This is a genomic window from Streptomyces sp. AcH 505, from assembly GCF_000818175.1.
In the GTDB taxonomy this organism is placed as follows: domain Bacteria; phylum Actinomycetota; class Actinomycetes; order Streptomycetales; family Streptomycetaceae; genus Streptomyces.
This window is the reverse complement of record NZ_JTIY01000001.1, coordinates 2,528,196-2,540,456: the sequence shown is the minus strand read 5'-3', so window position 1 is coordinate 2,540,456 and position 12,261 is coordinate 2,528,196. Positions and strand designations below refer to the sequence as shown.

Here is a 12,261-nt window from a genome sequence, read left to right as displayed (position 1 = left end):
TTTCGATATTACGTCGTGGTCAGTGGATCAGGGGCCTCCTCGGCTCCAGCCACGGCGGCGTCGGAACCGGCGAGCCGGGTCCGGCGCCGCCGCCCGCGCCGGACGGGCCGGACGGGCCGGACGGGACAGACAGGCCAGGCAGGCCCGGTCCCGCAATGGCCGCGTGACCGTGACCGTGGTTGTCGCGGTCCGTCAGCTGGAATCCGATCGTGTAGGTCCGCGTGACCGAGCCGTTGGCCGAGGTCACCTTGATCGTGCGGGTGGTGAGGCGGGACGCGCTCGACGAGAGCACCGAACTGCCGTCGGTGACCTTCACCCGTGCGCCGGACTGGGCCGGGGCGGCCGAGACGGCCGGGATCCGCGCGTTCTTCGGCCAGTCGACCACGTACGTCGACACGTTCGGGTCGAAGCCGTCGATCGCCGCGCCCCCGACCGTGATCGCCTTCGCGTCGGCGACACTCGCCGCCGTGGCGTCCGGGAAGTTCCTCACCGTGACCGACCCGTCGGCGTTGACGACCACATGCGCCGCCATCGCCGCCGCCAGGTTGATCCGCTCCCAGCTCGCCCCGCCGTCCGCCGTGAGGTCGAGCGGGTATCCGGAGTCCGTCGCCGTCTGCTCCAGGATCTGGGTGCGCTGCTCGGTGGTGAGGTCCGGGAACGCGGTGATCAGCAGGGCCGCCGCGTCGGACGGCGCCTTGACGGCCTGCCCCGACTTCCCCACCTGGGAGAAGCCGTAGGTCAGGCGCCGCGTGTACAGGTCGACCTGCTGCGTCCCGTTCAGGCCGCCGTACGAGTCGCCCGCGCAGGCCGCGAGCGTGTCGCCGTACCCCTCCTTCGCGCACTGCGCGAGCAGCACGTTCTCCATCTCGGTGTGGGCCTGGGTCAGCAGCTCCGCGAACTCGGGGTCGGCCCACCGGTGCGCGACGGTGGCCTGTCCCGCGATACGGCCGCCCATGACGTCGAGCGGGTAGTGGAAGCCGAGGACGATGCGGTTGTCCCCGTACTCCGACGTGCGCGCGAGGATCGACGGCGCCAGCTCCGGCAGGAGCGTGGCGAGGACGGTTCCGGCCTCGTAGCCGCCGTAGGTGTGGCCGCTCGGGTAGGAGCCGCTGGTGGCGAGGCTGCTGTACGAGCCGTCCTGCGACTCGTAGATGTCGCCGCCGTCACCGACGAACCCGAGCCGTACGTACGGGCGCTGGTAGCCGTAGTGGTCCTTCGCCGCGTCGACCTTGTCGAGGTTCTTCGTGACGCGGCCGAACAGGGCGTTGGTCTTGGGCAGTTGGCCGCCGCTCAGGGCGTCCTGGTAGATCTTGCCCAGCCGGGAGCCGAGGCCGTCGGCCATCGTGACGGTGGCGCTGTTGGTCGCGTCGACCTCGGCCCTGTCCACCTCCTTCTGTGTCGCCGCGTTGTTGATGCGGACCGCGATCTGGTCGTTCTCCGCGCTCAGTTCGGTGCCGTTGGGCACCTTGGTGTTGGCGCCGAGGGTGCCGGTGCCGAGGTCGTCGAAACCGTTGAGCAGGCTGTTGAAGTAGTCGGTGCCGTCGCCGGCTCCCGGCCAGGTGTCCGACGCGTAGGTCGCGTTCAGCGTGTCGTCCGGGAAGGGCGACGGTTCGTACGTCGGGTCGGAGGAGGACGCGGACCCGGACCCGGACCCGGAAGCAGCCGCCGAGGCCGGGGCCGAAGCCGCGGCGTCGTCCGACGTTCCCGCCAATGTCACCGCGGTCACCGTGGCCGTCTGCGCCTTGGCCTTGCCCGTGGTCGTCAGCAGCGCCGTGTCGGCCGTGGCCGGCACATGCGCGGTGGTCCCGTCGCCGAGGGCCACCGTGTAGCCGACGATCGGGAATCCGCCGTCGCCCGCCGGCCCCCAGGTCACGCGGACCTGCTTGCCGTCGGTGAGCACGCCCTGCACCTTCGGCTTCTGCGGCTTGGCGCCGCCGGTCACCACGGGCGCCGTAGCGGCGCTCGGGCGCGAGGCGCCGACCTTGTTCACCGCCTGGACGCGTGCCGTGTAGGACCGGCCCGCGCGCAGCGAAGTGAACGTCGTGCTGCGGCTGTTCGGGTCGTGGATCTCGACCTGGTGGCCGTCGCTGAGGCTGATCCGGTATCCGGTGAGGGCCGAGCCGCCGGTGTCGGCAGGCGCCGACCAGGCGACCGTCACACTGGAGCCGGACGATGTCGCCGACACCGCGTCGGGCGCGGCCGGCACCGACGTGGGCTTCGACTTCAGTGCGGACATCGCGTGGTCGAGGGCGGTGTACCGGGCGGTGAGGGTCTTGTCCGTAGCCGCGTCGTCCGCGACCGTGGTCTTCGCCTCCCCCAGTGCCTTGCTGAACGCCTTCCACGACGCGTCCGTGTAGCGGTCGTTGACGAGGGCCGAGGCGGTCGTGACCAGGTCCTCAAGCCGCAGCCTCGGCAGCGGGACCAACTGCGTCGCGGCCAGGGTGAGCCGGCGCGTCTGGGTGTCGACTTCGAGCTGCGTCGCGTCGTCGGCGCCGAAGAGGGCGCGTGCCGAGGCGAGTTCGCGCAGGTACACACCGAAGTCGACCGTGTCGTAGCGCTCAGCGTCGCCGGAGACTCCCTCGTACTGGTCGATCGCCTTCCGCAGCGCGGACTTGTCCGTGACGGCGGGCGTCTCGACGTGGTCGAAGGTGATACGGCCCAGATTCGCGACGTACGGGTGGGCGGCGTCCGGGTTCGTCGTCAGCCGCAGGTGGACGGCGTGCTTGCCGGTGATCGCCGTGGGCAGGGTCAGGCTCGTCGTCCCTCCTGACGACCACGCGCTGCCCGTGACCGGGAGCGGTACGGTCGCGTACGGGGTGCCGGGGGCGGCCGGGTCGAAGGCGTCCAGGTAGAGCTGGACGGCCGAACCGGTGCCGCAGCGCGCGGAGTTGTTGGCGTAGGTGATCGTGACGGTGCTCTTGGCCGAGCTGCCGAAGTCGATGTCCCCGTAGTCGAGCCAGGCTCCGTCGTACGTACCACCGAGGTCGGTGGTGGAACCCGACCCCGTCCAGCTGACCGGCTCGCTCTTGAGCCCGCCGCCGCTGTTGGAGCGGAACGCGGTGGCGTCGAAGCCCACGGGGGCGGCGGCGTCCTGCGTCAGGGTCAGCGAGTAGACGTTGGCCACGTAGGGCTGGGCGTCTGTCTGCGTGCTGGAGACGAAGACCGCGTACACGTCCTGGACGCCGGTGAAGACGGCCGGGTCGAGCCGCACACTCGTCGTGCCGACGGTGCCCCAGCCCGAAGCCGTGTAATCGAGCGGGATGTCGACGGTCTTCGGGCCGTCCTTCGAGCCGAGGTGCAGCTCGATGTGCGAGTCCGAGGCCGCACGCGACTGTGGCTTGTCATAGCTGACGGTCACGGTGTCGGCGCCGTCGCCGAGGTCCGTGTCCTTCCACTGCGCCCACGCGCCGTTCGTCACGTTCTCGAAGATGCCGTTCGAGAGGGAGAGCGGGAGCGAACCGCCGCCGGTCGTGGTGGAGTTCACCGCGGTCAGCGTGGCGAGCGTGGTCGTGGGTGACGTGGAGACCTCGTACGGCGAGAACTGGTACCGGTCGAAGTTCGCCACCCACTGCTGCCCCGACGGGCCGTGGAACACGAACGTCGCGCTCTTCGCCGCCAACAGGGCGTCCGGGTCGGTGACGGTCGCCTGGACGGTGTTGTAGTACTGCCAGCCGCCGGTTCCGGGGAGCTTGACGGTGGCGACGACGGGACCGTCGGCGGCGCCGGCGTGGATGTCGACGCTGCTCGGCTGGGCGTTCGTCGCCACGGAGTTGGCGTAGCGGACCGAGACGCTTCGCGGGGCGACCCCGCCGAAGTCCAGCTTGTTGTACCGCTCCCACGCACCTTCGGTGACGCCGCCGAGGTCGCCGTCCGAGTAGTACGCCTCCTTCACCAGGCTGGGACCCTCCATCTGCGAGGGGTCCTCGGCCTGCAGGACGGCGTAGCCGCCCTCGTCGAGGGTGAGCCCCTCGATGGCGGAGCGCAGCCCGTCGTCGGCGGCCATGATCGTGCCCGTGGCGGACGTGGTGTCGGCGAGGACGGTCCGCGCGCGTTCGAGGGCCGACCTGAACAACGTCCAGGACCCGTCGGAGTAGTTGTCGCCGCGCACCAGGGACGCCTGGTCGACGAGTGCGCCAAGAGCCTTGCGGTGCACGGCGGCTGCGGAGATCAGGAGCGGGTCGGTCGGGGATATCCCCGTGCCGCGCACCGTCGAGGCCCGCGTGCCGTGGGCGAACGCGGCGTCGCGGAAGGTGATGCCGAAGCGCGCGTCCACCGTCGCCGTACCGGTGAGGGACAGCGTCGCCGTACGCGAATCGCCGACGCGGAGGTCGGCCTTGACACCGCCCGGCAGGCCGGTGACGGTCGCCGCCCCTGACTTGGTCAGGCTGGTGCCCTTGCGGGCGGCGAACGTCGCGGGGCCGTTCAGCGTCAGCTTCACGCTGTCGTCGAGCCTGCCGTCCGCCGCGGTGTCGACGGTGCCCGGGCGGGCGGAGACGACCGTGTCGCCCTTGCCCGCTCCCCCGTCGCCGCCACCCGTGTTGCCCGCGTCGGTGTTCAGCGAGTACGCGGGCTCCGTGCGGGCGCCCCACTGCGAGGGCTTGGACCCCATGGTGAAGTCCAGGGTGCCGCCGCCGATGATCTGTGAGTAGTCGAGCCACGTGTTGTCGAACCGCTTGCCGTTGAGGGTCGCGCTCTGCACGTAGTAGTTGCTCGGCGATACGCCGTCGGCCTTCACCGTGAACTGGCTGCCGTTGGCGTAGGTGATCGTGGTGGAGTCGAAGAACGGGCTGCCGATCTGGAACTGGCTGGAACCGGCGGTCACCGGGAACAGGCCCAGGGCGGCACCGACGAACATGGTCGACATGGTGCCGGCGTCGTTGTCCATGGTCGGCAGGAAGCCGTTCGGGGCGAGCTTGTAGACCTGGGTCTTGACCGGCGGGGTGAACTCGCCGCCCGAGCTGGGGGCTTCGTTCGTGGAGCCCGTCGCGATGTAGCGGTTCCAGGTCGTGCCGGTGTAGATGGCGCGCACCCACTTCTGCGTCAGGCTCGGCTCGCCGACGTAGTTGAAGAGGTACGGGGCCTGGAGGTCGATCTCGTTCGCGTTGGAGTGCAGCATGGTCGAGCCGTCGTCGACGGCCGAGTCCTCGCCGAACATGTGCTTGACGGCGGCCTTCCCCGCCTTCGGGCCGCCCATGGCCTCGATGAGGCCGCCCATGTCGTACGCGTCGTACCAGTGGTACTGCCACAGCGTGCCCTGGTAGAGGCCGGCCGCCTCGAACTTCTCGTAGTCCGCGCTCTGCCAGTCACCGCCCGTGGCGCGCGGGGTGAGCAGACCGACCTTCGTGCCGTCGGCCGCCGTCCAGGCGCCGGACTTCACGAGGTTGTCGATCGCCATGGTCGACTGGTCGCGCAGCTTCTTCGCGTCCGCCTTCTTGCCGAGCGCGTCGGCGACGACGGCCAGCGCCCACTGGTCGTAGCCGCGCTGGACCGTCGTACCGGGATCGCCGCTGACGTAGCCCTGGCGCAGCTGCGCGCCCGTGTAGTACCCGCTGTACGCCAGCAGCGCCGGGTACGCCTCGTCGAGCCGGTCGAAGTTCTTGTACCCCTTCGACAGCGCGTCGGCGACGAGCACGGCCGAACGCTCCCACCGCACGGTCGGGACCGAGTGGGTGAGGCTGCCGAGGCTCTTGCCCGAGGCGCGCGCGTCGGCGAACAGCACGACGAGCGACTGGATCATGTCCCGGTAGGTGGCCGGGTCGATGTACGCCTCGACGGAGTACTTGCGGAAGTCGTCCCAGGTGGACCAGCCGTCGTAGTACGTGAAGCCGTTCGCCTTGTGCACCGCTCCGTCGGCGCCGCGGTACGTACCGCTGGTGCTGGTGGCGTTCACCGGCAGCGCGTACATGCGGTACAGGTGGGTGTAGAACTCCTTGGTCAGCGTCGACCCGGGGTCGGACTTCGCCGAGGCGCGCACGGCTACGGCGCCCAGCGCGCTGTTCCAGTCCGCCTTCGTCCGGGCGCGCGCCTGGTCGAAGGTGAGGCCGCCCACCTCGTTGCGCTGGTCGGTCACGGCCTGTTCCGCGCTGATCGGCGACAAAGTGACGCGCAGTTCGATGTCGTTCCCCGCGGACTTGTCGAACCCGAGGACGGCGCCGGTGTCGGACCCGTCCTGCGTGGTCGCCTCGCTCAGCTTGCCGTCGCTGCCCCAGCTCTTGAGGGAGGTCACGGGGGCGTTCGTGGTGGCGTTGTAGTACATCTGGTAGGAGGCGCCGTTGAACGATCCCGCGACGAGCCCGGTGATCGAGGTGGTCCCGTCGGGGAGCGTCGTCGCCTTGAGCGTCGAGCGGGTGCGGCTGGTGTAGTTGTTCGCGAGGTCGAGGACGAGCTCGGGGTCCGACCCTGCGGGGAAGCTGTACCGCTGGAGCGCCGTACGCGTCGTCGCGGTCATCTCGGCCTTGACGGTGCCGGAGTCCTGCTTCACCGCCGAGCCGGTTCCGGAGAGGGCCCCGAGGCCCACCTGGTAGTACCCGGGCGTCGCGGTCTCGTCGTCGTGGCTGAACGGGTGGGCGTACGTCCCGGAGGCGGGCCGGCCGTCGTACTTCACGGACGTGGGGACGACGAGCAGGTCGCCGCCGCCGCCCGAGCCGCCGACGCCGTCGAGGTTCGTCGCGGTGAACCCGGCGATGTGGTCCTCGTTGTAGTCGTACCCGGAGTGGTTGCGGTTCGGCGTGGTCATCGGGTTGACCTTGGCCAGGCTGTGCGGCGCCTGGGCGCCCGGCAGGTCGTTGCCGTCGTCGCCCGCGGTCGAGACGAACGGGTCGACGAGCTTCGTGTAGTCCGTACCGCCGGTGGTGCCGGGGGACTTGCTCGTGGTCGCGGATGTGGCCGTGGCCGCGCCGGGCACGGCGGCGGCCGCGCCGGCGCCGGCGAGCGCGCCGACGCCGAGCGCGCCGCTGAGCAGCACGGCGACGGTGGCGCGCAGTTGCCGGTGCCGTCTTCGGTTGGCGCGCGGAACAACCGCGCGGGGCAAGGGAGTTCGAGATCTGATGGGCACGTAACCTCTCCAGTGTCGTATGGCGTCCGCACAGTCCGCCCCGCAAGGAAGACAACGTTGTCAGACTAAACACCGGAGCGTGCGGAGCAAAGGCGGAAGTGGACGCACGGGATCGCACCCGTGGCGTTCACGACCGTGCGCCATCAGACAGGGAAAAGGAATACGACGGGCAAACAGAATTCGGACGGAAGATGTGTCCGGAACGCCGCGAACACCGTGAACGCCCCGAGAAGTCACCAACCGCGCACACGGCGTTGCCCCGCTTACGTGAGGGTGGGACCGGGGAGGGTGAGGGCCGGGAGGGTCAGGGCCGAGTGGGCCGGGATTCCTTTCGGGGCGGGCATGGCGCTCAGGGTGCGCAGTCGTTTGTTGCGCTGCTCCAGGGCCTGGGCCGTGCTGGGGAAGAGTGCGGCGTCGCCCGTTTTGACCAGGTCCTGGTTCGCGGTCACGAAAGCGCGGGTGGCGTTCTCGTACGCGGCGAAGCCGGTGGTGTGGTCCTGGCCGGCCAGGGATGCGGCGAGCATGTACGCGCCGACGAGGGCGAGGCTGGTGCCCTGGCCGGTGAGGAAGGAAGGTGCGTAAGCGGCGTCGCCCAGCAGCGCGACCCTGCCCTGGGACCAGTGGGGCATACGGATCTGGCTGACCGCGTCGAAGAACACGTCGTCCGCCTCACGCATGGCGGCGACCATGCCCGGGACTTCCCACCCCGCGTCGGCGAACACCGTCGCGACCAGGTCCCGTTGGGCTGCCAGGTTCCGGAAGGCGTCGAACGGCGGTCGCGGCCGGGCGAAGTTCAGGAAGGCGTGCACCTCGTCGTCGTCCCCCACGGCGTAGAGCGCCGCCGCCCTGCCCGGGGCGTTCCACAGCACGGTCTCGTGGGAGAGGCCGAAGGTGTTGGGCACGGTGAACACGGCGAAGCAGTAGCCGAGGTAGCGGTGGAACCGCTCCTCGGGGCCGAACAGCGTCTCCCGGGTGCGTGAGTGCGTACCCTCAGCGCCGAACACCATGTCGAACGTACGGCTGCCGCCGCCACGGAAGGTGACGTCGACCCCGTGGCCGGTCTGGTCGAGCGTGTCGACGGAATCGTCGAACAGGAACTCCACGTCGTCACGGACCGCCGCGTACAGCGCCTCGGTCAGGTCCCCGCGCCGCACCTCCAGGTCCCGTCCCGTGACACCGCCGGTGACGGTGTGCGGATGGATCGAGGCCACGGTGTCGCCGTCGCCTTCGAGGAAGGTGATCCGGCGCAGATCGATGTGCGCCTCGCGGAGCCGGGGCAGGATCCCCATCCTGCGGACGACCTCAAGTGCGCTGCCGCGCACGTCGATCGGGTAGCCACCGCTGCGCGGTGCGGCCGCCTTCTCGACAACGGTGACGGCGTATCCGTACCGGTTCAGCCAGTACGCGAGCGCGGGGCCCGCGATGCTGGCCCCGGATATCAGGACCGTGCGCCTCTGGGTGGTGCGGGCATGCGTCAACTGCTCGGTGTGGGGCATTCCTTGGCTCCTTTACGCAGGGTTCGGACGACCAGCAGGGACAGCGCCGTGACGACGCCGGCGATGAGGAAGCCGGTGACGAAGGCGGATTCGGCCGGGGCGTCCGACCCTGAGGGGGTCCCGGCGGTGAGGAAGGCGCCGCTGACCTGGGCGCCCGTGGCGAAACCGATCACGCGCGTCACCAGGACCAGACTGGTGGCGGTGCCGGTGTTGCCGTGGTCCACGGAGGTGGCGGTCCTGACGACCATCGCCGTCACGCACACACCACTGGCCAGGGCGACCAGCGCCTTGCCGACCATGAGGTGCCAGACCTCGCTGTGCAGGAACGCCAGGAAGACCAGGGTGGCCGTCATGACGCCGATGCCGGCGGTGACCACGGCGCGCGTGCCGAAGCGGCGCGCGGCTGCCCCGCCGAGCGGCCCGCTGATCGCGGCCATGACGGCGCCGGGCAGCAGATACCGCCCGATGTCGGTGGCGCCGGCGCCGAAGCCGTACGTGTCGGCGGAGACCGCGAAGAGCTGCGGCACGAGATACATCGACACCGAGGTGCCCACGCACACGGCGAACGTGATCACGTACGAGCTCCAGATCGCCGGCTGCGCGAGCAGGCGCAGATCGACCATCGGCGACGCCGCACGCCGCTCGACGGCCGTCCATCCGACGACGAAGGCGGTCAGCACCACGACGAGGGCGCCGAGCACGAGCGGCTGCGAGCCGATCTCGGGGGCCAGCGCGAGGGTGAGCATGAGCGTGACCAGCATCCCGCTCAGCAGAACCAGTCCGGGCCAGTCGATCCCGGCGCCGTCCGACCTGGCCGGCGGATCGTCCGGCATCAGCGTGCGGACGAACAGGGTCGCCACGACGATCGCGCCCGTCGGTATCGCGAACATCCAGTGCCGGGAAAGACCTTCGGCGACGGGCCCGGCGATCAGCGTGCCCAGCATGCCGCCGCCCACGAACAGCCCGCTGACCACGCCGATGGCCACCGCGGACTCGCCCGCCGGGAGGTGCTTGCGCACCAGGATGAACGAGAGCGGCATCGCGCCGACCATCGCGCCTTGCAGTACCTGACCGAGCAGCAGCACCGGCAGGTTCGGTGCCAGCGCGGACACCAGACCGCCGACGCTGACCACCGTCATCAGCCGGAGCATGACCAGCTTCCCGCCGTAGCGGTCACCGAGGCTGCCCGCGACGGGCGCGACGAGCGCGCCGGTGATGAGCATCGCGATGCTGATGAGCGCCCCTTGGGCGGGGCTCATCGATAACTCGCGTTGCAGGAGGGGGAGGGTCGGTGTCACCACCGACTCCAGGGTGCCGGTGGCGGCTGCCAGCAGGCCGAGCGACCAGACGGCGGCCTTTCCGATACGGGCCGGGGGAGCGAGCGTTGTGGTCATGGACGTCCTTTCGTCGGTGTGTTGCCCGGCGCGTGTTGTACCGGCGTGCGTTGCCCGGCGTGCGTTGCCCGGCGTGCGTTGTCCGGCGTGCGTTGCCCGGCGTGCGTTGTCCGGCGTGCGTCATGACCAGCGGCGCAGTGCCGCTCGGGCGGGCAGGGTGAGTGCCGCCAGCGTCAGACCGCCGGCCGCGGCCACGAGGGATCCGTACAACAGCGGTGGGACGTAGGGCAGTTCACCGGTCGTACCGCGCATCATCGGGATCAGCGTGGCCGCGGCGATCGCCGAGCCGAGGACGACGCCGACCACGGCGACCAACAGGCCCTCCCAGCGCAGCATTTGAAGCACCTGGCGCCGGGTGGAGCCGACGAGGCGCAGGGTGCCCAGCTCGCGGCGGCGGTCGAGGACCGTCATCACCAGGGTGTTGACGGCGGCGATGGCGGCGAAGCCGCCGAGGACCGCGGCCATCATGTTGTTGGTCCAGGCGCCGAGCTTCGCGTCGAGACTCTGCTGGGTCGCGTAACCGGACGCGTCGGTGACCTCGCCCAGGGCGGTCAGTGACTTCTCCGAGCCGCCGCTGACCAGCAGAGTGCTGTCGAAGCCCGAGGTGACGTGTCCGGCCAGGGCCGCCCGGTCCATGGTCACCGTGGCCAGGCCGAGGCCTCGGCCGTAGACCGCGACGATCTCCGGGGCGGCCTTGGTGCCGTCGGGCAGGTAGAGCGGGAGCTTGTCCCCCACGCCGACGTCGGCCGAGTTCGCCAGGGTCCAGTCGACGGCGATACGGTCCGCGCCGAGCCGGCCGAGGCTGCCTTCGCGTACGTCCAGGTCCTGCACCTTGGCCAGTTCGGCACCGGAGCCGGTGACACCCTGCGTCCCGGCGCCCAGCAGCGACTTGAACTCGCCGGAGCCGACCGGCACCAGCACCTGCGTGTTCAGCAGGCCTACGGCCGCGTCCACGCCCGGCGTACGGGCGGCGCGCTCAGCCGCGTCCACCGGGAGCCCGGCCGGGCCCGTCACCACGTGGTCCGCGGTGATGCCCGCGCGCAACTGCTTGTCCGCGACGTGGTTCTCGCTCGTGTGCATGAAGACGAGCGTCGAGGCGAAGGCCATGGCGAGCACGATCGGTGTGATCGCGGACGCGAGACGACGGGCGTTGGTACGGGAGTTGGCGGCGGCGAGCTGTCCCGCCGGGCCGGCGCCGCGCAGCGGGAGGCCGAAGAGACCCGCGCACAGCCGTGCCACCAGGGGGCCCAGCAGCGCGACGGCGAGCATGAAGAGCATGACGACACCGAGCGCGGCGCCTGCCGCGTCGTCCCCCGCCGAATGGGCGGAGACGCCGGTGAGGATCGCGCCGCCGACGAGGGCGGCGATGCCCAGTGCCGTACGGATCACGCCTGGCCGCAGCCGCTCCACCGACGCCTCGGCGAGCGCCTGGCCCGGCTTGATCTTCGCGGGCCTGCGGCCGGCCATCCAGCCGGCGCCGAGCGCGGTGAGCAGCCCGACGGCGACGGCGGCGAGGAGCGGGAGCCCGGACACGTGCACCCGCACGGCCTCCGGGACGGCGCCGCGGTCCTGCAACTGCCCGAACCACCAGTGCGCGAGCCCGATGCCGGGCAGGGAGCCGATGATCCCGGCGAGCGGCGCGACGAGCAGCGCTTCGGAGGCGACCGCGCGGCGGATCTGCCGGGGGGTCGCTCCGACGGCGCGCAACAGCGCGAATTCCCGGGCCCGTTGGGAGACGGACAGGGCCACGGTTCCGGCCGCGGTGAAGATCGCGACGACGGCGGCGATACCGCCGAAGGAGCCGCCGATGCCGAAGAGCGTCACCTTGGCGTAGCCGAGCCCCGGGTCCTCGATGGCGCCTCGGTCGTCGCCGGTGTGCACCTCGGCGGCGGAACCGGCCAGGGCCTTCTTCACCGAGTCGGCGAGGGCGGCGGGGGTGGTGCCGTCCTTGGCCAGCACGGCGATGGCGTCCGCCGTGCCGGGATGGCCGGCGAGCGCGGGGGCCTCGGTGTCGGCGAACCAGGCGAGGGCGGCGCCGCTGTCGGGTGCGGTGTTGCGGGCCGTGTCCGCGGGTCCTGCCTCGGCGATACCCGCGACGCGGAAGTCCCGCTGCCCGGCGGCGGTCTGCAGGGCGACGGTGCCGCCGACGGTGGCCTTCGCCGCGCTGGCGGCGGGGGCGTTGAGTACGACCTCGCCTTCGCGGGGCGCGGAGCCGGTGGTCAGCGCGGTACCGGTGAAGGCGTGGGAGCCCCAGCCGTGCGCGGTGAGGGAGCTGTCGCTGTGCGTGGTGTCCCCGGTCCGTACCGGGAAGGTGAAG

4 protein-coding genes are annotated in these 12,261 nt (G+C 71.1%); all 4 read right to left on the bottom strand.

Annotated features, from left to right (window positions below; genetic code table 11):
• Positions 1 to 19: 19 nt before the first annotated feature.
• Positions 20 to 7,054, bottom strand: a complete 7,035-nt coding sequence (locus HY68_RS11640; protein WP_041987735.1) for a glycoside hydrolase domain-containing protein — start codon at positions 7,052 to 7,054, stop codon at positions 20 to 22.
• A 263-nt stretch (positions 7,055 to 7,317) separates the two neighbouring features.
• Positions 7,318 to 8,550, bottom strand: a complete 1,233-nt coding sequence (locus HY68_RS11635) for an FAD-dependent monooxygenase (RefSeq protein ID WP_041987732.1) — start codon at positions 8,548 to 8,550, stop codon at positions 7,318 to 7,320.
• Entirely contained in the window at positions 8,529 to 9,944 is a 1,416-nt protein-coding gene (locus HY68_RS11630; RefSeq protein WP_041987729.1) for an MFS transporter, read from the bottom strand. The genes HY68_RS11635 and HY68_RS11630 overlap by 22 nt, the downstream gene beginning before the upstream one ends.
• Before the next feature lie 120 nt (positions 9,945 to 10,064).
• Positions 10,065 to 12,261 (bottom strand): ABC transporter permease (locus tag HY68_RS11625; RefSeq protein ID WP_041987726.1); only part of this gene is annotated, 2,197 nt, incomplete at its 5' end.